19 protein-coding genes are annotated in these 21992 nt (G+C 72.3%); 12 read left to right on the top strand and 7 right to left on the bottom strand.

Features of this window, described 5'->3' with window-relative positions:
- The first annotated feature begins 63 nt into the window (after nt 1-63).
- The 5 genes from DZA62_RS02745 (at nt 64) to DZA62_RS02765 (ending at nt 6064) form a co-directional block, all read left to right on the top strand.
- The gene (locus DZA62_RS02745; protein WP_408618069.1) at nt 64-921 is read left to right on the top strand and encodes a carbohydrate ABC transporter permease; all 858 of its coding nucleotides are present in this window, start codon (nt 64-66) and stop codon (nt 919-921) included.
- Nucleotides 918-1751: a carbohydrate ABC transporter permease gene (locus DZA62_RS02750; protein ID WP_198663347.1), complete on the top strand. Its 834-nt coding sequence runs from the start codon at nt 918-920 to the stop codon at nt 1749-1751. The genes DZA62_RS02745 and DZA62_RS02750 overlap by 4 nt, the downstream gene beginning before the upstream one ends.
- Before the next feature lies 1 nt (nt 1752).
- Nucleotides 1753-3231, top strand: coding sequence for a glycoside hydrolase family 3 protein (locus DZA62_RS02755; RefSeq protein WP_116947214.1), 1479 nt, complete (start codon nt 1753-1755; stop codon nt 3229-3231).
- A gap of 84 nt (nt 3232-3315) precedes the next feature.
- Entirely contained in the window at nt 3316-5043 is a 1728-nt protein-coding gene (locus DZA62_RS02760) for a CocE/NonD family hydrolase (RefSeq protein WP_116947215.1), read from the top strand.
- Nucleotides 5044-5146: 103 nt separating this feature from the next.
- A complete protein-coding gene (locus tag DZA62_RS02765; protein WP_198663348.1) occupies nt 5147-6064 on the top strand; it encodes a UbiA family prenyltransferase in 918 nt (305 codons plus the stop codon).
- 22 nt (nt 6065-6086) lie between these two features.
- On the opposite strand, the gene DZA62_RS02770 is transcribed toward DZA62_RS02765, so the two are convergent.
- Nucleotides 6087-7046 (bottom strand): type IV toxin-antitoxin system AbiEi family antitoxin domain-containing protein, encoded by a 960-nt coding sequence (locus DZA62_RS02770; RefSeq protein WP_198663349.1) that lies wholly within the window; start codon nt 7044-7046, stop codon nt 6087-6089.
- Between the two features lie 110 nt (nt 7047-7156).
- The gene (locus DZA62_RS02775) at nt 7157-8131 is read right to left on the bottom strand and encodes an aldo/keto reductase (protein WP_116947216.1); all 975 of its coding nucleotides are present in this window, start codon (nt 8129-8131) and stop codon (nt 7157-7159) included.
- Nucleotides 8132-8221: 90 nt separating this feature from the next.
- On the opposite strand from DZA62_RS02775, the gene DZA62_RS02780 reads away from it, so the two are divergent.
- Complete coding sequence (locus DZA62_RS02780; protein ID WP_116947217.1) at nt 8222-8785, top strand: TetR/AcrR family transcriptional regulator; 564 nt, start codon at nt 8222-8224, stop codon at nt 8783-8785.
- On the opposite strand, the gene DZA62_RS02785 is transcribed toward DZA62_RS02780, so the two are convergent.
- From DZA62_RS02785 to DZA62_RS02795, 3 genes are all read right to left on the bottom strand, one after another.
- Nucleotides 8786-9673 carry a 2-hydroxy-3-oxopropionate reductase gene (locus DZA62_RS02785; protein ID WP_232827226.1) on the bottom strand — a complete coding sequence of 296 codons (888 nt, stop codon included), beginning with the start codon at nt 9671-9673 and terminating at the stop codon, nt 8786-8788. It lies immediately after the preceding gene.
- Nucleotides 9670-10464: a hydroxypyruvate isomerase family protein gene (locus tag DZA62_RS02790; RefSeq protein ID WP_116947548.1), complete on the bottom strand. Its 795-nt coding sequence runs from the start codon at nt 10462-10464 to the stop codon at nt 9670-9672. The genes DZA62_RS02785 and DZA62_RS02790 overlap by 4 nt, the downstream gene beginning before the upstream one ends.
- A gap of 84 nt (nt 10465-10548) precedes the next feature.
- A complete protein-coding gene (locus tag DZA62_RS02795; protein ID WP_198663350.1) occupies nt 10549-11286 on the bottom strand; it encodes a FadR/GntR family transcriptional regulator in 738 nt (245 codons plus the stop codon).
- A 324-nt stretch (nt 11287-11610) separates the two neighbouring features.
- On the opposite strand from DZA62_RS02795, the gene DZA62_RS02800 reads away from it, so the two are divergent.
- Nucleotides 11611-12354 carry an enolase C-terminal domain-like protein gene (locus tag DZA62_RS02800; RefSeq protein ID WP_116947219.1) on the top strand — a complete coding sequence of 248 codons (744 nt, stop codon included), beginning with the start codon at nt 11611-11613 and terminating at the stop codon, nt 12352-12354.
- 72 nt (nt 12355-12426) lie between these two features.
- Entirely contained in the window at nt 12427-13812 is a 1386-nt protein-coding gene (locus DZA62_RS02805; RefSeq protein WP_116947220.1) for a hypothetical protein, read from the top strand.
- A gap of 20 nt (nt 13813-13832) precedes the next feature.
- Here DZA62_RS02805 and DZA62_RS02810 read toward each other — a convergent pair whose 3' ends face one another.
- On the bottom strand, nt 13833-14282 hold the full coding sequence (locus DZA62_RS02810; RefSeq protein ID WP_116947221.1) for a MarR family winged helix-turn-helix transcriptional regulator: 450 nt from the start codon (nt 14280-14282) through the stop codon (nt 13833-13835).
- A 128-nt stretch (nt 14283-14410) separates the two neighbouring features.
- On the opposite strand from DZA62_RS02810, the gene DZA62_RS02815 reads away from it, so the two are divergent.
- The gene (locus DZA62_RS02815) at nt 14411-15607 is read left to right on the top strand and encodes an MFS transporter (protein ID WP_116947222.1); all 1197 of its coding nucleotides are present in this window, start codon (nt 14411-14413) and stop codon (nt 15605-15607) included.
- Between the two features lie 7 nt (nt 15608-15614).
- On the opposite strand, the gene DZA62_RS02820 is transcribed toward DZA62_RS02815, so the two are convergent.
- A complete protein-coding gene (locus tag DZA62_RS02820) occupies nt 15615-17501 on the bottom strand; it encodes an ABC transporter ATP-binding protein (RefSeq protein WP_116947223.1) in 1887 nt (628 codons plus the stop codon).
- Between the two features lie 89 nt (nt 17502-17590).
- Between DZA62_RS02820 and DZA62_RS02825 the strand changes: the two genes are divergently transcribed.
- The 3 genes from DZA62_RS02825 to DZA62_RS02835 all read left to right on the top strand — a co-directional run bounded on the left by DZA62_RS02825 (nt 17591) and on the right by DZA62_RS02835 (nt 21928).
- Nucleotides 17591-18016, top strand: a complete 426-nt coding sequence (locus DZA62_RS02825) for a MarR family winged helix-turn-helix transcriptional regulator (protein ID WP_198663351.1) — start codon at nt 17591-17593, stop codon at nt 18014-18016.
- 235 nt (nt 18017-18251) lie between these two features.
- The gene (locus tag DZA62_RS02830) at nt 18252-20072 is read left to right on the top strand and encodes a hypothetical protein (RefSeq protein ID WP_157987425.1); all 1821 of its coding nucleotides are present in this window, start codon (nt 18252-18254) and stop codon (nt 20070-20072) included.
- A 149-nt stretch (nt 20073-20221) separates the two neighbouring features.
- Complete coding sequence (locus tag DZA62_RS02835; protein WP_116947225.1) at nt 20222-21928, top strand: cellulase family glycosylhydrolase; 1707 nt, start codon at nt 20222-20224, stop codon at nt 21926-21928.
- Nucleotides 21929-21992 lie beyond the last annotated feature (64 nt).

Below are 21992 nucleotides of genomic sequence, written 5' to 3' on the forward strand. Positions count from 1 at the left end.
GCGGGTGACGTCGCACCCCGCCGGCCCCGACGGCCTCGACGCTCGCCGCTGCCGTACGTGCTGCTGCTGCCGGCGCTGGCGATCCTGGTCGCCGCGCTCGGCTACCCGCTCTACCGCCAGGCGGTGATGTCGTTCCAGGAGTACGGCCTGGCCCAGCAGTTCGGGCAGCCGGCGGAGTGGGTCGGCCTGGACAACTACGTCACGCTGGTCACCGACTCGTACCTGTGGACGGTCATCCTCCGGTCGATCGTGTTCTGCTTCGCCAACGCCGCCATCACGATGGTGATCGGGGTCGCGCTGGCGGTGCTGATGACGGTGATCGGGCGCGGACCGCGGCTGATCCTGCAGATCGGGCTGCTGCTGGCGTGGGCGATGCCGCACCTCGCGTCGCTGACGGTGTGGCAGTGGCTGTTCGACTCGCAGTACGGCGTCATCAACTGGCTGCTGGTGAACCTCGGGTTCGACCGGTTCGCCGGGCACTCGTGGCTGATCGACCAGCTGTCGTTCTTCGTCGTCGCGACGGTGATCGTGGTCTGGATGAGCGTGCCGTTCGTCGCGTTCGCCGTCTACGCGGGCCTGACGCAGGTGCCCGGCGAGCTGTACGAGGCGGCGGAGATCGACGGCGCGTCGGCGTGGGCACGGTTCCGCGCCGTGACCGTCCCGCTGGTGAAGCCGGTGCTGCTGATCGTCATGCTGCTGCAGATCATCTGGGACCTGAAGGTGTTCACCCAGATCTTCGTGCTGCAGGACGCCGGCGGCATCACCGCCCAGACGAACCTCATCGGCACGTACATCTACCGGCTCGGGCTGGGCGAGGGCGAGTTCGGGCTCGCGGCGGCCGCGTCATGGTTCGTGCTGCTGCTGACGGTCGTGCTGAGCCTGTACTACGTCCGGGTTCTGGTCCGCGAGGAGGAGCTGTGAGTACGCGCACCCGCACGCGGCAGCGGGCGTTCGGCGCGCTGGCCGTCGTCATCGCGCTGATCTGGATGTTCCCGGTCTACTGGATGCTCAACAGCTCCTTCCTGCCGTACAACCGGATCCGCGCCGCCGAGCCGAGCTTCCTGCCCTTGAACGGGACGCTGTCGGCGTACGGCCGCGTGTTCGACAGCAACTTCTTCGACACGCTGCGGATCAGCGCGATGGTCACCGGGATCACGGTCGTCGCGGCCCTGCTGTTCGCGTTCCTGGCCGCGCTGGCGCTGTCGCGGTTCCGGTTCAAGGGCCGGCGCAGCTTCATCCTGGCCGTCCTGATCATCCAGATGATCCCGGCCGAGGGCCTGTTCATCTCGCAGTTCAAACTGCTGGAGGGCTGGCAGTTGCTGAACAGCGTCATCGGCCTGTCGCTGCTCTACATCGCGGCGGTGGTGCCGTTCACCATCTGGATGCTGCGCGGGTTCGTCAACGGCGTCCCGCGCGACCTGGAGGAGGCGGCGCTGGTGGACGGCTGCAGCCGGCTGCAGGCGTTCTTCCGCATCACCTTCCCACTGCTGGCGCCGGGTCTGGTGGCCAGCGGGGTGTACGCGTTCCTGCAGGCCTGGAACGAGTTCACCCTCTCCCTCGTGATCATGACAAGACCGGAGAACATGACTCTTCCACTGTGGCTGCGCTCGTTCACGGAGGCGAACCGCGTCAGTGACTGGGCCGGTATCATGGCCGGATCCGTCCTCGTGGCGGTGCCGGTGATGATCTTCTTCCTGCTCGTCCAGCACCGCATGACCTCGGGTCTGGTGTCCGGGGCGGTGAAGGGCTGACATGAACGCGAGTGACCTGCGAGGCCTCGCCCTCGCCACGCTGTTCCCTGGCTTCCTCGGTGCTCACGAGGTCCCGCCGTGGCTGGCGTCCATGGCGGCCGAGGGTCTCGGCGGCGTCGTGCTGTTCGGCCGCAACGTCGACCCCGACCGCGGTGACGCCGGAGTGGCCGCCCTCACCGGCGCGCTGCACGCGATCAACCCGGACCTGCTGATCGGCATCGACGAGGAGGGCGGCGACGTCACGCGGCTCGACGTCGCGGCCGGGTCCATGCTGCCCGGCAACGCTGCGCTCGGCGCGCTGGACGACCCGGAGGCGACGGAGCGGGTGGCGGCCGAGGTGGCCGCGCGGCTGCGGGCCTGTGGCATCGACCTCAACTTCGCGCCCGTCGCCGACGTCGACTCCAACCCGCTGAACCCGGTCATCGGGGTCCGCTCGTTCGGCTTCGACCCCGACCTCGTCGCGCGGCACGTCGCCGCGTACATCGCGGGGCAGCAGGCGCAGGGTGTCGGCGCCACGGCCAAGCACTTCCCGGGCCACGGCGGCACCAGCGAGGACAGCCACCTCACGGTGCCGTCCATCGACGACCCGCTGGACGTCATCCAGGCCCGCGACCTGCCGCCCTTCCGGGCGGCGGTGAAGGCCGACGTCAAGATCGTCATGACGGCGCACATCCGGTTCCCCGCCATCGACGGCGACCGTCCGGCCACGCTCTCGCGGCCGGTCGTCACGGGCGTGCTGCGCGACGAGCTCGGCTACGACGGCCTGGTCATGACCGACGGCATGGACATGCACGCCATCAGCCAGACCGTCGGCCACCCGGAGGGCGCGGTGCTGGCCCTGCTGGCCGGCGTCGACGCGCTGTGCGTGGGTGGCGACACCGTGGACCCCGAGACGCTCGAGTCGATGGTGTCCGCCCTGGTCGACGCCGTGCGCACCGGACGGCTCCCGGAGGAGCGGCTGGCCGAGGCGGCCGGCCGGGTCCGCGCGCTGCGCCGCTGGGTGCGCGACGCGTCGCCGTCGCCGGTGCTGCACGGGTCGGCCACCGACGCCGCACGGCGCGCCGTCACCGTCCACGGCGACGTCACGCTCACCGCGCCGCCACTGGTGGTCGAGCTCGACGACGACCCCACCATCGCCGCCGGTCCCATCCCGTGGGGCATCGGCCGGCACCTGGTCGACCGCGTCCCGGGCACCGTCCTCGCCCGGCTGACGGAGTCGACGGCCGACCGCGACGCGGTGCTCGCGGCGCTGCCCGAGCGCCGGCTCGTCGTCGGCGTCCGCGGCGTGCGACGGCGCCCGTGGCAGGTCGCGGTCGTCCAGGCCGCCCGGGCCGCCCGGCCGGACCTCATCGTCGTCGACCACGACGTCAACCCGCTGCCCGAGGTGCTGGGCGAGCACTATCTGCTCACCCACGGCGCCGCCCGGGTCACGGCGGAGGCCGCGGCCGAGCGGCTGGCCGGGGGGCTGGCCGCGGGCTGAAATCGGGCCGCCGCCTCGCCCCGTCACCCCCGTCATCCGGCCGTACGGTGGTGCTGAGGCCCTGGGGGAAACGGGGTGGGACCCATGGCGCAGACCACGCACACCACGGCGGCCGGGACGGCGGACGGCCAACGGCGGCTCAACGGCCCGCAGACGACCGGCAGGGAGTACCGCAACCTCTCCGAGGCGACCCATCACATGGTGGGCCAGCGCGATGTGGGCATACCGATGCGCGACGGCACGGTCCTGCTGGCCGACGTCCGCCGGCCGGCCGCCGGCGGGCGGTTCCCGGCGCTGCTGGCGGCGGCACCGTACCCGCGCCAGCTCCAGGACCTCGGCGCGCCGGCGGGCGTGATCGAGGCCGGCGCCAGTGACTTCTGGGTGCCGCGCGGGTACGTCCACGTCATCGCCAACCTGCGCGGCACCGTGGGCTCGGGCGGCACCTGGGGCATCTTCGACGACCAGGAACGCCGCGACCTGTACGACCTGGTCGAGTGGGTCGCGGCGCAACCCTGGTGCGACGGCACCGTCGGCATGATCGGCATCAGCTACTACGCGATGACCCAGCTGGCCGCCGCGAGCCAGCGGCCGCCGCACCTGAAGGCCGTGTTCCCGTTCGACGTCACCGTGTCGCTGTGGGACGCGGCCTACCACCACGGGCTGTTCAGCAACGCGTTCATCACCCCGTGGCTGCGGACGCTCGGCGTGCTCTCGGCCCACGGCGACGCCGTGTATCGCGGCCCGGTGGCCGACCTGCTGCGCCGGGTGTTCGCCGCCCCCTCCGTCCACCGCCGGTTCGCCGACACCGGCGGTGAGACCGTCGTGCGAACGCTGCGCGCGGCCGCCCGACTGCCGTACCCCGACCACCCGTGGAACGACCTCTTGAACTCCATCGCGGTCGACCATCCGACGCGCGACGAGTGGTGGGACGAGCGCGACGTGGCCCCGTTGCTCGCCGACGTCGACATCCCCGTCTACCTCGGCTCGGAGTGGACCAACGTGCCGCTGCACCTGCCCGGCGCCTTCGCCGCGTGGGACGCGCTGGCCGCGAACCCGAACGTCCGCATGGGCATCCTCGGCGAGCACGGGCTGCCGTGGCCCTGGGAGAGCATGCACGTCGAGGCACTGGCCTGGTTCGACCAGTGGCTCAAGGACCGCGACACCGGCACCCTGGAGGGCCCGCCGATCCGGTACTGGCTGCCCGGCGCCGACGAGTGGCACACCAGCGACGTCTGGCCGCCCGTCGCCGACCCCACCGAACTGGCGCTCAACGCGGACGGCACCCTGGGCGGCAGCGAGCGCCCCGGCGACCGTCTGTACGCCACCCCCGATCGGACCGGGCCCGGTGTGCCGGACGTCCTCGCCTGGACCTCCGGGCCGCTGAGCACCGACGTCGACCTGGTCGGCCACGGCGAGCTGCAGCTCTCGGCGTCCAGCAGCGCCACCGACACCGCGTGGATCGCGCTGCTGCAGGACGTCGCGCCGGACGGCACCGCCACCGATGTCACCCAGGGCTGGCTGCGCGCCGGCCTGCGCGAGGTCGACGACGCGGCCAGCACGCTCGGCCGGCCGGTGCTGCCACAACGCCACGTCGATCCCGTGCCGCCGGGCGAGTCCGTCCGCTACCGGATCCCGCTGGTCGCGGGCGCTCGCCGGTTCGCCCGAGGCCACCGCATCCGGCTCGCTCTGACCAGCGACGACACCAGCCGGAACGCTCACGCCATGCTGAAGTTCACCCACACGCCGGTCGGCACCGGCACGGTCAACACGGTGCACTCGACGTCCCGGCTGCTGGTGCCGGTCCTGCGCTAGCGCGCAACCGGGCAGGGCGGTAGCTCTCCGGTGGTAACGCCGGACGCACCGTTCCCTCCTGCGGGGGAGGCCGGGCGCCGGCGCGGACCGGAAGATCGTCGGTATGACGACAGTGCGCACCCGCCCAGGTCCGGTCCGGCCTCGTCAACTGGCCGGCGACGTCCTCGCCATCGGCCGGCCGTGGTTCTGGTTCGTCTCGCTGGTGCCGTACTACCTGGGCGTCGTGCTGGCGACCCGGCAGCTGGTCCCGCCGGTGGCGGACTGGCCGGTGCTGGCGCTCGGCGCGGTGGTGATCGGGCCACTGGTGTGGATCTCGGTGCTGGCCGTCAACGACGCGCACGACCTGCGCGGCGACCGGCTGAACCCGCGCAAGGCCGGGTCGCCGCTGGTCGGCGGCCGATTGACGCCCGTCGCGGCGCAGGTGATCGCGCTGGTGGCCGGTGCGCTCGCGGTGGCGGCGGCGCTGTTCGCGGGGCCGCTGTTCGCGCTCGGGACGGCGATCGTGCTGCTGGTCGGCTGGGCGTACAGCGCGCCGCCGCTGCGGCTCAAGGCCCGCCCGGGCTTCGACGTCGCCGTCAACGCGCTGGCCATCGGCGCCGCGGGGCAGCTGGCCGGGTGGTCGCTGCTGCAGCCGCTGTCGGAGTTCCCGTGGCCGATGGCCGTGCTCGGGACGCTGGTCGGCGCCGCGCTCTACGTCCCGACGACGCTGGCCGACCTGGAGGCGGACCGGATCAGCGGCTATACGACGGTCGCGGTGCGGCTCGGGCCGCGGCGGGCGTACCTGCTGGGACTGGCGCTGTGGCTGGCGGCCGGACTGCTGTCGCTGGTCATGTCGGCCGCGGACGTGGTGATCCCGCGGTCGATGCTGCCGATGGAGATCGTGCTGGTGCCGCTGCTGGTGATCGCCTACCGGCGGCTGGTCCGGGCCGAGCGCACCTTCCGCGGCATCGTCGCCGTGGCCGTCCTGTTCCTGGTGCCGAGCCTGACGTTCGTCCTCACCTACACCGGCACCGTCTCATGATCATCAAGGATCCGCTGCGTCATCACCCCACCGATCCTTGATGATCAAGGGCGCGGCAGGACAGCCCGCACGACCGCGGGTGGCCGGGCCAACCGCGGGCTCTGAGCACGCGCGCCTGCTCCTCGGCGACGCCGCAGGGGTCGCCGAAGACGTCGGCGTGGCCGTAGCGCAGGGTGGCGTGGCCGTCGACGGTCGCGTGGTTGTCGCGACGGCGGTCGCGGAAGCGGCCTTCGCCGGTGTGGCCGATGCGTCCGTCGAGTTCGACTCGGACTCGGTAGGGCTGGTAGTCGACGTCGATCCAGGCGACGCGGGTGCCGGCGACGCGGCGTTGCCGGCATCCGGCCGGGAGGCCGTGGGCGCGCTCGACGCGACGCAGGTGGCGTAGCTCCAGGGGCGACTGCGCGCCGTGGGCGACGTCGGCGAGCATGGCCTCGATCAGGGGGCGCCAGCGGATCTTCTTGCGCCGTGCGAGCGCGTCGGCGAGCCGGTCGGGGGTGGTGAGGCGACGTTGGCAGGCGGCGGTCACCCATCCCTCGGCGTCGCGCGCCTGCGGGGCGACGTCGACGAGGTCGAGCACGGTCTCGTCGAGCCGGGTGCGGGGTGGGTTCTTGGACGGGTGCCGGGTCCGTGGCAACCGGTGGGCGAAGTGCACCCGGACCCCGTCGATGCGGGGCTCCACGTACCGGTCGGCGGGCACGGTCACGTGGATGACCGGCCCGGCGTCGTCGCACAAGCCGTCGAGGAACGCCGCCGTCCCATGGCTGGCCGCCGCGCCTGGGCCAGCCCTCAGGATCGCGGCCCACACCTGCGCCGCGTAGGGCAGCGGCCCGGTGAACGTCGCATACACACCGGCGTGCACGCGCCGCCAACGTCCGGATCGCACCGACCACAGCAGTGCGTCGACCGTCACGCCGGCGGCCAGTACCTGGGCGCGACTGATGACGCCGTGCTGGAGCGCGGCCAGCTGATCGAGATCGGACACCCGTCCAGCCTGGTCGGGCGACGGTGGCTGTGCCAGACCCCGTGCGCGATCTGTGGACAACGGTCACTGTCAAGGATCCGTGGCGTCACCACGCTATTGATCCTTGATGATCATGGTGTGACCTGTGCCGAGACGGCGGCGAGGCGGTCCAGCTCGGCGACGCTGAGCCGCAGGGCCATGGCGCCGGCGCTCTCCTCGGCGTGCCGCGGCTTCGACGCTCCCGGGATCGCGACGACGGTGTCGCCGTAGTAGCTGGTCAGCCACGCCAGCGCGACCTGGCTCGGCGTCGCGCCGTGTGCGGCGGCGAGGGTGCGCAGCTCGTCGATCAGCGGCGCCGTGCGGGTGAGCGTCGCGGGGGAGAACCCGGCCAGTCGCCGCCGGATCCGTCGCACGTCGCGGAACTGCCCGGGATCGTCGTGGAACCGGCCGGTGAGCAGCCCGGTGTGCAGCGGCGCCATCGCGATGAGCGTCACCCCGAGCCGCCGGGCGGTGTCGAGGACGCCGTCGCGCTCGATGCGCCGCTCCAGCAGGCTGGCCTGGACCTGGTTGGACGCGAGCGGGATGCCGTAGCCCGCGAGGACGGCGTGGGCGCGCTCCAGCTGTGCGGCGGAGAAGTTGCTGACGCCGACCGCGCCGATGCGCCGCTGCCGGTGCAGGTCGGCCATGGCGCGGACCTGGGCGGCGATCGAGGAGAAGCCGCCGTGCGGCATGTGGATCTGGTGCAGGCCGAGCGGGTAGCCCTGCAGTGCCTCCAGCCGGTCGCCGATGGTGCGTCCGATGCTCGCCGCGGTGCGGAACCACGGGGTCCACTTGCTGGCGATGACGACGTCGTCCCCGCCCACGCCGAGGCTGCGCAGCGCCGTCGTCAGAGTCCGCTCGGAGTGCCCCCTGCCGTACATCTCGGCGGTGTCGAACCAGGTCACGCCGCCGTCGAGCGCGGTGCGGACGATCGCCGTGGCGGCGGTCTGGTCGAGCGTCGCGTAGTAGCGGTTCGCGAGTCCGGGGCCGCCGAACGGCAGGCAGCCCAGCCCGATCGGGGTGATCTCGAGGTCGGTGCGGCCGAGCCGCCGGGTCGTCGTGGTCATGCGAGAAGCTCCCGTCTGATGATGAGACATCACTATCTCAACACGAGGCGTGGCAATCTCGCAATGAGACATCGCCCGTAGGATGGCGCTATGGTCCGGCACCCTGCCCTGCGCGACCGCATCGCCGCGGGCATCCTCGACACCGCGGCGGCGGTGCTGGCCGAGCGCGGCGAGTCGGCGAGCATGGCCGACATCGCCCTGGCGGCCGGCGTCGGCCGGGCCACGCTGTACCGCTACTTCCCGACCCGCGACGCACTGCTGCTCGGCCTCACCCGGGTGGCGTTCGAGGAGCTGCGCGACCGCATCGCCGACGCCGAGCTGGACGCCGTCCCGCTCCGCGAGGGCGTCGCCCGGGCGGCGCGCGCCTTCATCGCGGCCGGCCGCCGCTACGCCGCCGTCGTGCACGTCGGCAAGACCTACGTCGAGGACCCCGCCGAGTTCGACCGCGCGGTGGCCGAGCCGGTGCGCGAGCTGATCCGCCGCGGCGTCGCCGACGGCCAGCTACGGGCGGACGTGCCGGCCGAGGTGCTGTTCGAGATGTTCACGGCGCTGCTCGAGCGGGCGCTGCAGCTGGTCGGCCACGATCGCCTCGGCATCGAGCAGGCCGGCGCCGTCATCACCACCATGTTCCTCGACGGCGCCTCCGCGCGCTGATCACTCCTCGGGCGACCGCCCGGAGAGCTGCTCGACCTGCAGCAGCAGGGCGCCGTGGTCGAGGTCGCCGTGGCCCTGGGCGCGCAGCGCGCCCATGAGCGTCGCCGCGAGGGAGCCGGCCGGGATGGCGACGCCGGCCTCGCGGGCGGCGGCGGTGACGATGCCGAGGTCCTTGTGGTGCAGGTCGACCCGGAAGCCGGGCCGGAAGTTGCGCCCCAGCATGGCCGCCGCCTTGCGGTCGAGGACGGCGCTGCCGGCCAGGCCCCCGGCCAGCACCTCCACCGCCCGGGACCGGTCGACGCCGTGGGCGTCGAGGAAGACCAGCGCCTCGGCGACCAGCTGCAGGGTGCCCGCGACGATCAGCTGGTTGGCCGCCTTGACGGTCTGGCCGGCGCCGGGCGGCCCGACGTGCACGATGGTGCGGCCGACGGCGTCGAGCACCGGCCGTGCGGCCTCGAACGTCGACGCCTCGCCACCCACCATGATCGACAGCGTCGCGTCGATGGCGCCCTGCTCACCGCCGCTGACCGGGGCGTCCAGCACGCCGACCCCGCGGGCGGCGCCCGCAGCCGCCAGCGACCGGGCGACGTCGGGGCGGATGGTGCTCATGTCGACGAGGACCGTGCCGGGCGCCAGGCCGTCCAGCACGCCGCCGTCGCCCAGCAGTACCGCCTCGACGTCGGGGGAGTCGGGCAGCATCGTGACGACGACGTCGGCGCCCTCGGCGGCGTCCGCGGCCGACGCCGCGCCCCGCCCGCCGGCGTCGACGAGTCGCTGGACCTTCTCCGGGCTGCGGTTGAACCCGGTGACCTCGAACCCGGCCTTGACCAGGTTCGCCGCCATCGGCCCGCCCATGACGCCCAGTCCGATGAAGCCGATGGCCGTCATCGCCAGCTCCCTTCCGCGCGCCACGCGAACGGGTCCGCGTCGTCGCTCACGTGTTCCAGTGCCATCCATCCGTCGTACCCACCGGCGAGCAGGTCGTCGACCCAGGCGCGCAGCGGCAGCGTGCCGGTGCCGGGCGCGCCCCGGCCGGGCGCGTCGGCCAGCTGGACGTGTGCGACGCGGTCGCGGAACCGCTCGATCGCGGCAGCGACGTCGTCGCCGTTGATGGACAGGTGATAGACGTCGAGCAGCAGTCCGACGTTGGTGGCGCCGACCCGGTCGGCGACGGCGACCACCTGCGCCGCCGTGCGCAAGGGGTAGGCGTCGATGCCGCTGACCGGTTCGATCAGCACCGTGCCGCCGATGCCGGCCAGCCCGGCGGCCGCCGCGGCGAGGTTGTGGTCGGCGACGGCGTCCTGCTCGGCGGGGTCGCGGCCGGGCAGCCGATTGCCGTACAGCGCGTTGAAGTTGCGGCAGCCGAGCTCGGCGCCGACGTAGGCGGCCACCCGAACGCTGGCCAGCAGCTCGTCCTCGCGGCCGGGCCACGACACCACGCCGCGGTCGCCCCCGGGCATGTCGCCGGCGAACAGGTTCAGCCCGGCCAGTCGCAGCCCGGACGCCCGGATCGCGTCGACGAACGCCTCGATCTCGGCGTCGCCGGGCGTCGCGGTGGGGAACGGCCACCAGAACTCGGCCGCCTCGAAGCCCGCCGCGCGGACGGCGTCGAGTCGCTCGCGCAGCGGCAGCCGGGTCAGGAGGATCGAGCAGTTGACGGCGAATCGCGGCTCAGGCATCACATTCCCGTCGTAGTCTGTCCCGTCGTGGATTGGTCTAACCACCCATCCGATATCGACCATAGGAGCGCCCTGACCGCACTGTCAACCGTCGTGCCCCAGCTCGGCCAGCAGGCCGGTCTCGATGGCGCTCATGTGCATGACCATGAGCTGGCCGGCCCGCCGGGGGTCGTGCTGGCGGATCGCCTCGAGCACCAGCTGGTGGTGCTCGAGGTAGGCCTCCGAGGCATGGGACCGCGACCGGGACCGGTGCTTGAGGTCGCTCCACGTCTGCTCGTGCATGAGGTCGTTCAGCGTGCGCTGCAGCGCCACCAGGACGCCGTTGTGCGTGGCCACCGCGACGGCCAGGTGGAAGGCGGCGTCGGCTTCGCTGGGGTCGCCGCCGGCGCGGGTGACGTCGGCCTGCTCGGTGACGGCGTCCTCGATGGCCTGCAGGTCACTGGGGTGGTGCGACCGTGCCGCGTGCTCGGCGCAGACCGGCTCGATGGCGGCGCGGGCGACGATGAGGTCGAGCGGGCTGTGCTCGCCGATCATCGCCGCCTGAGCGCGCAGGATGGTGGTGTCGGAGCCGCTGTCCATGGTGACGTAGGTGCCGCTGCCGACCCGCACGTCCAGCACGCCGGCGTGCTCGAGCACCCGGATGGCCTCGCGCAGCGAGCCGCGGCTCACCTGCAACTGGTTGGCCAGGACGCGTTCGGCCGGCAGCGCGCTGCCCGGGGGCAGCCGGCCGTCGCGGATGCTGGCGAGGATCTGGTCGACGACCGAGGAGTACACCTTCGACCGTTCGACCGCGTGGAACGCGGGGCCGTCTGGTTGAGTCACCTGATGTCGATCCTCTCGTCTCCGGTGAGGCCACTGTAGCCGTCGACCCATGCCGATGTGGAACCGCGAACGCACAGGTCAGAACCGGTGCGGCGAGCCCGGTCCCGCCGCCGTGGCCGTCGCGCCGACCGCGTCGTCGCAGCTCAGGGGCCCGTTGACAGTGGTCTGGGTCACACCTATGCTCTGACTGGCTGGGTGGTTGGACCAATTTGCGACGAAGCAGGTCATCACCACGAGAGCTTGCGACGACGCACCGGCGGGCGCCTCCGTGCGCCCTGGTCCACCCTCCTGGGGCCGCCGGTCCGACGTCGAAAGGACACCCCCATGGCTGCGCACGACGGAGCTGGGTCCCGGCACCACCTTCCCGTGGCCGCGGCCGCGGCCGATACCACCGCGATGACCCACCGGCGCACGGGCGCCACCGGGTCCAGCGCCCTCTCACGGCGCGGTTTCCTGCAGGCGGCGGGCGCGGCCGAGGGAGCGGCCGGGCGCATGGACGTCATGACCGACCCCGGCAAGTCGCTGCGCACGCTGGCCGACGCCCTCGCGCTCGGCCGCGCCTGCGACGACGTCGGCGCCTACTGGTGGGAGGACCCCATGCGCGACGACGCCGCGTTCGGCCACCGGATCCTGCGGCAGCGGGTGCGCACGCCGCTGCTCATGACGGAGTTCGTCCGCGGCCTGGAGCAGCGGGTCGCCGTCGCGCTGGACGGCGGCACCGACTTCCTGCGCTCGGACCCGGAGCTCGACATGGGCATCACCGGCGTCATGAAGACGGCGCACGCGGCCGAGGCGCTGGGCATCGACCTCGAGGTGCACGCGTCCGGGCCGGCGCAACGGCACTGCATGGCGGCGATCCGCAACACCAACTACTACGAGCTCGGCCTGCTCGACCCGGAGACCGGCAACCCGCTGCACCCGCCCGTCTACACCGACGACTACGCCGAGGACGTGACGGCGCTCGGCCCGGACGGGTGCGTCGGCGTGCCGTCCGGTCCCGGTCTCGGCGTCCACTACGACTGGGACTGGATGGAGGCGCACCGCACCGATCGTGCGGTCTTCACCTGACGCGTATGCTGCTCCCGCGGTGTCGAACGGGCACAGACGATTCCGCCGTCGTCGACCCAGGGGAGCCCGTTCGTGAAACGCACCAGCCGGCTGGGCGCAGCGCTCGCCGTCCTCGTCGCCTCCGCGACCCTGTCCGGTCCGACCGCCGCGGCCGGCGCCGAGCTGCCGGACCACGCCGTCGAGCCGCTGCCACGCATCGCCGCCGGCCCGGACCGGACGCTGGTGAACGCCGAGACCGGCGAGCAGTTCCGTCCGCGCGGCTTCAACTACGTGCGCCTGACCCCGATGCCGTCGAAGCCGGCTGCTCCGTACCACTCGACGTTCGAGCCCGGGCTGTACGACGCCGCCCGCGCCGAGGCCGCGTTGCGCGACAGTTGGCTGCGTGGCTACGACACCGTCCGGGTGTTCATCGACCCCGGCAACGGGCAGGACAACGTGATCGGCCGGCCGCACGGGCTGGGCCGCGGCAACGCCGACCTGAGCCCGGCCGACGCCACCTACCTCGACAACGTCGCCGACTTCGTCCGCCTCGCGGCGGCCTACGGCATCTACGTGCTGCCGTCGCTCGACGTGTTCCCGCAGAACGGCTACTACCGCGACATCATCGTGAACAGCCCGCACCCGGTGAACATCGAAGGCCGGAACCGGTCGTTCATGTACGAGGGGTACGTCCGGGCCAAGGAGGAGTACCTCCGCGTCTTCACCCAGGAGATGAAGGAACGCCTCGGCCCCTTCATGAGCACGTTCCTCGCGCTGCAGCTGGACAACGAGGCCTATCTCACCTTCGCCGAGGCGCCGTTCCACCGGTTCGGCGGGACGGTGACGGTGGCCGGCCGCAGCTACGACATGGCCGTGCCGGCGCAGCGGCAGGCCGCCGCCGACAACGCCTTCATCGCCTACGCCGACCGCGGCGTGGCCGCCGTCAAGGCCGTCGACCCGGAGCTCATGGTCACCATGGGTGCGTTCACCAACCTGGCGGTCGGCAAGTCGTTCGACGGGCTGTCCGGCCGGTGCGGCGCGGCGGCGTGCGCGGATCCCCGGTACCCGGTGCGCGTGTCGGCCGTCACCCGCGAGTCCGACCTCGACTTCTTCGACATCCACACCTACCTCTCCACTGGCCGCACGTTGGCGGCGTCGCTGGGTTCGATGGAGTGGTCCCAGGTCGTCGGGCCGGTGATCAACGGCGAGTTCGGCACCGAGCGGCGCTGGTTCGCCAGCATCGAACAGGCCCGCGGCGCGCTGGTGACGCACCAGGTCGACAGCTGCGACTTCGGGATCTCCGGCTGGCTGTACTGGACCTGGGACACCACCGAGGACGCGACGCAGCGGCTGTTCTTCAGCGGGGTGGAGTCCGGCGGCGTGCTCGCCACCGCGCTCTCGCCGAAGTACCGGCCGGACCCGTGCGCGGGCCTCTCGGGCCGCGTGCCCGGGCCGCTCGTGCCGCCACGGGTCGGCTGAGCGGGCCTGCTCAGGCCGGGTCAGGCGGTCGCGTAGAGGCCGCTCAACGCACCGACCAGCGGCTCGAGCTCCGGTGACTCGGCGGCCTCGTCGAGCGCGGCCCGCAGCGCCTGGTCGTGCGTCGACCGGGCATCGGCCAGCAGCGCGCAGCCGGCCTCGGTGACCTCGGTGTAGATGCCGCGCCGGTCGGTGTCGCACAGGTAGCGGCCGAGATAGCCCTGGTTCTCCAGCCGGGTCACCAGCCGTGTCGTAGCGCTCTGGCTCAGCACGACGGCTTCGGCCAGCTGCTGCATGCGCATGTGCCAGCCGTCCTGGCGGCTGAGCACGTCGAGCACGGTGTACTCGCTCACGCTGAGGCCGTGTGCCGCCTGCAACGCGCGCTCGATGCGCGTCTCGAGCCGTGCGTGCAGCGCCGCCAGCACCCGCCAGCCCTGCGCCCGCGCATCCACGGCGTCGTCGACGAGGACCATCGCGGCACCTCCTTCGGATCCGTTGCTCGGAGTTTACCTGAGCGAGGGGGTAGCCTGCTTTCGCAGATATGAAGCGTGTGCAATTATTGCTCACGCCTGATACTTCGCACAGACTCCCAGGGATCACCATGCCTCTCGCTCTGCTCGCACTGGCCATCGGCGCCTTCGGCATCGGCACGACGGAGTTCGTCATCGCCGGTCTGCTCCCGGAGGTGGCCGCCGACTTCGACGTCTCCATCCCGACGGCCGGCTGGCTGATCTCGGGCTACGCCCTCGGTGTGGCGGCCGGTGCGCTGCCGATGACGGTGCTCGGCGCGCGCATGCGCCGCAAGCACCTCCTGCTGCTGCTCATGGTCGTCTTCATCGCCGGGAACGCGATCTCCGCCCTGGCCCCGTCGTACGCGGTCATGATGACCGGCCGGATCGTCGCGGCGTTCTGCCATGGCGCGTTCTTCGGCATCGGCTCGGTGGTCGCGGCCGACCTCGTCGCGCCGAACAAGCGGGCCAGCGCGATCGCGTTCATGTTCACCGGGCTCACGCTGGCCAACGTGCTGGGCGTGCCGATGGGCACGTTCCTCGGGCAGGAGTTCGGCTGGCGGTCGACGTTCTGGGCCGTCGTGGCGCTCGGGGTGATCGGGTTCGCCGGCATCGCTGCCCTGGTCCCGGACCTGCCGCGGGTCGCGTCGGGCGGTGTGCTGCACGAACTGCGCGTGTTGCGCAGCGGGCGGGTCTGGCTGGCCGTCGCGATGACCGTGCTCGGCTTCGGCGGCGTGTTCGCCTCGTTCACCTACGTCGCGCCGATGATGACCGAAGAGGCCGGGTTCTCCGAGGGGGCGGTGAGCTGGCTGCTCGTGCTGTTCGGCGCCGGCCTGGTGCTCGGCAACCTGCTCGGCGGCCGGTTCGCCGACCGGCGGCTGATGCTCAGCCTCTATGTGCTGCTCGGCGGGCTCACGGTCGTGCTGGCGGTGTTCACGGTGACGGCGACCGCGCCGGTGCCGGCAGCCGTGACGCTGTTCCTGCTCGGCGCCTTCGGGTTCGCGACCGTCCCGCCGCTGCAGATGCGCGTCCTCGACAGCGCGGCGGCGGCGCCCACGATCGCGTCGGCGGTCAACATCGGCGCGTTCAACGCCGGCAACGCCCTGGCGGCCTGGCTCGGCGGGGTGGTGATCTCCGCGGGGTACGGCTATACCGCGCCGAACTGGGTGGGCGCGCTGATGGCGTTCGGTGCGCTGCTGCTCGCCGTCGTCGCCGGCCGGCTGGACCGGCTCCGGGCCGGCGAGCGGCCGGACGTCGCCACCGCGGTGCGGGTGCCGACGCCCTGCTGACGACGGGTCAGGCCGCGGCCGGCGCGAGCGGCTCCTGCGACCGGAACTGCGTCCGGTAGAGGTCGGCGTACGCGCCGCCCACGGCGAGCAGCTCGTCGTGGGTGCCGCGCTCGACGATGCGGCCGTCGTCGACGACGAGGATCTGGTCGGCGTCGCGGACGGTGGACAGCCGGTGTGCGATGACCAGCGACGTCCGCCCGGCGAGCGCGGTCTCGAGGGCCTGCTGCACGGCGGCCTCGGACTCGGAGTCGAGGTGCGCCGTGGCTTCGTCGAGCACGACGACGCGCGGTGCCTTGAGCAGTAGCCGGGCGATGGCCAGGCGCTGCTTCTCGCCGCCCGAGAGCCGGTAGCCGCGCTCGCCGACGACGGTGTCGAGGCCGTCGGGCAGCGACCGGACCAGCGGCGCGATCTGCGCCGCCTCGAGTGCCGCCCAGATCTCGTCGTCGGTGGCTCCGGGCCGGGCGTAGCCCAGGTTGGCGCGCAGCGTGGTGTGGAACAGGTGCGCCTCTTGCGTGACGACGCCGATCGCGTCGCGCAGCGACTGCTGGCCGACGTCGCGGACGTCGTGGCCGCCGACGCGCACGGCGCCGCCGGTGACGTCGTACAGGCGGGACACCAGGTGGGTGAGCGTCGACTTGCCGGCGCCGGACGGGCCGACCAGCGCGATCATCTCGCCCGGACGCGCGGTGAACGTGACGTCACGCAGCACCGGGCCGCCCGGCGTGCTGGGCAGGCCGGCGACCGATTCGAGCGAGGCCAGCGACACGTCGGACGCGGCGGGGTAGCCGAAGTCGACGTGGTCGAACTCGACGGACGCCGCGCCGGCCGGCAGCGGTTTCGCGTCGGGGGCGTCGCGGACCATGGGCTCCAGGTCGAGGACCTCGAGCACGCGCTCGAAGCTGACCAGCGTCGTCATGATGTCGACCTGCAGGTTCGAGAGCGACGTGATGGGGCCGTAGAGCCGGCCGAGGTACGCCGTCAGCGCGACGATGGTGCCGACACCCAGCGTGCCGGCGATGGCGAGCGCGCCGCCGAGGCCGTAGACGAACGCCGTGGCCAGCGCGGCGAGCAGGCCGAGCGACGTCATGAGCACCCGCGAGTACACGGCGGTCGTGACGCCGATGTCGCGGACCCGGGCGGCCCGCTCGTCGAACTCGGCGGACTCGGCCTCGGGCCGGCCGAACACCTTGACCAGCAGCGCGCCGGCGACGTTGAACCGCTCGGTCATGGTCTGGCCCATGTCGGCGGTGAGCTCGTACCGCTCGCGGGTGAGGTCGGCGAGCCTGCGGCCGACCAGCTTGGCCGGCAGGACGAACAGCGGCACCAGGACGAGCGCCGCGACGGTGATCTGCCACGAGAGCACGAACATGGCGGCCAGCACGGTCGCCGTCGTCGCGATGTTCCCGACCACGGTCGACAGCGTCGAGGTGAACGCCTGCTGGGCGCCCTGCACGTCGCCGTTGAGGCGGCTGACCAGTGCGCCGGTCTGGGTGCGGCTGAAGAAGGCGATGGGCATGCGCTGGACGTGCGCGAAGACCTGGCTGCGCAGGTCGTGCACCAGCCCCTGGCCGATGCGCGCGGAGACGTAGCGCTGCGTGAGCCCGACGGCCGCCGTGACGACGGCGAGGCCGGCGACCGCGAGGGCCAGGCCGATGACCAGGCCCTGGTCGCCCTTGAGGACGCCCTCGTCGATGATCAGCTTGAACAGCAACGGCTGGGCGGCCCCGAGCAGCGCGTCGACCAGGATCAGGCCCAGGAAAACGGCGAGCTGCCTCTTGTAGGGGCGGGCGAAGGTGAGGATGCGCCGGAGGGTGCCCGGCGCGAGCTTGTGGGCGGTGACGGAGCGGTCCTTGACGAAGGAGCGAGCGTTCCGGCCGCGTGTGGAGTCATCCAAGGCGACCTCCTGAGAGTGGTGCGTGCACGTCTGATACAGAGGTTACCTCTTAAAGAGGCTGGATCGCAAATCGGTGCTAGGCTGGGGCGGTGGAGAGGGAATCCGCGGCACGCATCGCCGACCTGCTGGCCAGGACCAACCGGCGGTTGCGCCGGCTGTCCGGTCCCGAGCTGGAGCGTTCCGGCGTCACGCCGAGTCAGGTGCGGGTGCTACGCCTGCTGTCGGCGGCCGGTGAGCCGCTGCGCATCAGCGAACTGGCTCGGCGCCTCGACGTCATCCCGCGCTCCGCCACCTCCGTCGTCGACCTGCTCGAGGAGCGCGACCTCGTCGCGCGGCAGCCCGATCCCGGCGACCGGCGGGCCACCCTGGTCGCGCTGACCCCGTCGGGCACGCAGCTGCTCCACTCGCTGCGGGCGCAGCGCGCCGCCGGCCTGGCCGAGCTGCTCGGCCGACTCACCCCGGAAGACCAGGCCGAGCTGGTCCGCCTGCTCACCGTCCTCACCGCCGACGACTGACGGCGAGGGTGGGCACGGCCTGCTCGCCGGTAGGTGACCGCGCCGCGGGCCGGTCCGGTGCACGGAGCGCGGCGGCCGTTGCACGCGCTGCCGCTGCGTCGTTGACATGAAACGCCGCTGGTCAGAGGGTTCGATGCACCACCCGTCCGCCTGTCGACATCCACCCGGCCGCCGTCGCGTCCGGGCCTCTCGCGGTTCCCGCCCCAGTGGGCGGCCGACTCCCAGGAGGACCGACATGGCAGTTCATCGACGACCCCTCCGGCAGGCGCTGGCCCGCGGTGTGCTCGCGGTCGCCGTCACGGCCGGGGTGATGGTCTCCGCCGGCCCGCCGAGCGTCTCCGCGCCGGAATCCGAGCCGCCCGCGCCAGCGGCACTCGCGGGCAGCGTCACCGTCCCGACCGGCACGATGTTCACCGTCGCCAACGACCACTTCATGGGCTTCCCCGGGCTGTTCAACGGCTCGTCGACCAACGGCGAGGGGGTGCGCGGCTCGCGGATGATCGCGGGCTACAACGCGAACCGCGACGCCGTCGGCGCCGCGTCCGTGGTGCTGCGCGAGTCGACGGACGGTGGCGGGGTGTGGGACATGTTCCCCTCGGCCGACGGCCGGCTGCAGCCGATGAACTTCTACCGGATGTCCGTCGCCAGCGGCGCCGTCTACGCGATCGACTTCGAGGACCTCTACACGACGCGCGGCGAGGACGCGAACGGCAACCGGAACTGCGCCGTCCAGTGGTGCCGCGAGGTGTTCAACCGGCGGATGCTCGCCGGAAGCACCTGGGTGGACGTCGACGACGCCAAGGTGTATTTCGGCGGCAAGACCGTCGCCTGGGCGCGCTTCCACCAGGGCCCGGTCCTGATGAGCGACGCGAAGACCCTGCTGAGCACGATCTACGGCCGCTACAACGGCGACCACGGCTGGGCCTGGTTCACGGGCGTCGTGAGGAGCACCAACGCCGGCAAAGACTGGAACCTCGTCCACGAGTTCTCGCTGAGCCCGGCGCAGGGGTTCACGGAGCCGAGTCTCGCGCCGACGAGCGACGGCGGGCTGATCGCGGTGCTGCGCAAGGACGAGGACTTCAAGAGCAGGAACATCCCGTCGAACCTCGCGCTCTACACCGTCCGGTCGGACGACCAGACGGGCGAGAACTGGGACGCTCCCGTCGAGCTCTCCGAGGTCGGCGGCAACTCGCCGAGCGTCGAACTGCTCGGCAACGGCTCACTGGTGCTCGCCTCCGGGCGCCCCAACAACCAGTTGCGCTTCTCCTACGACGGCACCGGCGCGACGTGGGACGGACCGTACGTGCCGTGGATCAACGTCCCGACGACCGGCGGCGAGACCGCGCCTGAGGAGTTCGTCGACTGGTACAAGTACGACCAAGACTCGGCCGGCTGCTGCCTCTATCGGCCGATGGAGCATCTCGGCTCCAGCGGCACCATGGGCGTCGAGGCCGTCTCGGGCAACCAGGCGTTCGTCATCGGCGACAACTGCGGTTCCGGCTGGGGCTGCCCGTGTCCATGGGGCGCCGGCTGGATGTGCCCGCAACGAGCCGGCGGATACCCCCGCGGCACCACGCACGGCCTGTGGAAGACCACCGTCACGGTGAACAACGGCCGCCCCGGCCGGCTCGACCTGCCGTCGATGTTCCGCAGCGACCAGCTGACCGTGGTGGAGACGTCGTTCAGCCGGTACGGGTGGTGCCCGGACGGCATCTCCGGCTGCCGGCAGTCGTACGCGGCGTTCGCCTTCGACGGCGACATCCGCTCGGACACCAGCCTGGTCACGGCCGGCCGATCGGTGACGCTGCGGCTGCCGCGGTCGTACCAGCTCACCGGGGTCGGTCTGCACCTGCACCTGCAGGGCGCGTCGGATGTTCGGATTCAGGTGTCGACCGACGGCGTCACCTTCACGACGCCGGCCCGGGCGGCCCGCGACGGCTATCTCCGTCCGTTCGCCGGCCCGGTGACGGCGCAGTACGTCCGGATCAGCGACCCCAACGCCATCACCGACCCCACGGCCGCCTTCCTCCACGAGGTGGAGCTGTACGGCTCCTGAGCCGTCCCGCCGCGGGCGGGTTTCAGCAGGCGTCCGCCGATGAAGCAGAAATGAAGTCGGTCGCGATGACAATCGGCCGTCCGGGCTCGGGGCACCGAGCCCGGACGGCTGTTCCATGCTCACGACAGACCGAGGACTGACCACACATCATGAATCTGAGAACACTGACGGGTGCGGCCGGCGGGCTCGCTCTGGCGGTCGCGGCGCTGGCGGGGGCCTCCGCGCACGCCGTCGAGCCGCGCGCCGCCGACCTCGACGGGGTGGAGCCGCTGCCGCGGATCACCGCCTCCGACGACCCCGCGGAGCGTTCGCTCGTCGACGCCGAGAGCGGTGAGCCGTTCGTCCCGCGCGGCAACAACTACGTGCGGCTGGCGCCGGTCGCCGACCGTCACCACCACTCGACGTTCGAGCCGGGGGAGTACGACCCGGAGCGGACCGACGCCGCGCTCGCCTATATGAGCGAGAGCGGCTACAACGTCGTGCGCGTGTTCCTCGACGCGGGGCACCCGCAGCACAGCGCCGACGGCATCCCGCACGGCCTCGGTCACGGTGACGACGACGACAGCGTCGGCAACGCGGGCTACCTCGACAACGTCGCCGACTTCATCGTCCGGGCGGCCGACCACGGGCTGTACGTGCTGCCGGCGATGGACTACTACCCGTTCAACGCCTACTACGCCGAGATCCAAGCCGGCAGCGCGCCGCAGCAGCCGAACATCGAGGGCTGGAACTCGTTCTACATGCAGCGGTCCTGGATCGACGCCAAGGCGGCCTACCTGACGAACTTCGTCACGGAGATCCGCGACCGGGTCGGCGAGCCGCTGATGACGACGCTGCTGGCGCTCGAGACGGACAACGAGGCCACCTACGAGGCCAATCGCAAGCCGTTCTCGCTGACGTCGGGCCAGGTCACGGGGCCGAACGGGCAGACGTACGACATGGCGGTGCCGGCGCAGCGGCAGGCGCTCGGCGACGACTCCATGGTGGAGTACGCGAACTCGCTGGTCGCCGCCGTCCGCGACGTCGACCCGGACCTGATGGTCACCACCGGCATGTTCACCTACGCCGCCGTCGACAAGGCGCCGGACGGGTTCAGCGTCCACTGCGACACCGGCGGCGACGCGGACGCCTGCCAGGACCGCGACTACCGCTACCCGGCGCGGCCGGCCAGCCTCGACGACTCCGACCTGTCCTTCCTGGACCTGCACCTCTACCCGGAGCCGAACAAGGACCTGGCCCGCAACCTCGCCTCCAGCGAGTGGGACGAGGTCACCGGGCCGGTCATCGTCGGCGAGTTCGGCGCCCAGCGGGCCCACCACGGCAACGACGTCCGGGCCGTGGCGATCGCCATGCGCGACCTGCGGGTGGCGACCTGCCAGGCCGGCTTCAGCGGCTGGGTGTACTGGACGTGGGACACCGACGAGGAGGAGATCCAGCGGCTGTTCGTCACCGCCACCGAGCAGGACGGCGCCGTGAACGGGCAGCTCGCGCCGGTCGTGCGCTACGACCCGTGCGTCGCCGAGCCCACCTCCCCGCCGCCGACGCCGGAGCCCACCGACGACCCGTCGGAGGAGCCCACCGAGGAGCCGTCGGAGGAGCCGACCGGGGAACCGTCGGAGGAACCGAGCGAGGAGCCGACCGGCGAGCCGTCGGAGGAACCGTCCGACGACACCACGGCCGAGCCGACCGCCGACCCGACCTCGGACGTCCCGGCGGACTCCGACGACGACTCGGCCGAGCCGCCGCTGCCGGACACCGGCGCCGGCGACGTGGCCACGATGGTCGCCCTGGCCGTCGTGGTGGCGGCGGCCGGTGTGCTGCTGGTCGCTCGCGGCCGCCTGCGTCACCAGCACTGACGCCACGACTGAACCGGCGGGGCGCCACCTGGCGCCCCGCCGGTTCGCACGGTTGGTGCGGACC

The sequence above is a fragment of the Jiangella endophytica genome (assembly GCF_003427025.1).
Taxonomy (GTDB): Bacteria; Actinomycetota; Actinomycetes; order Jiangellales; family Jiangellaceae; genus Jiangella; species Jiangella endophytica.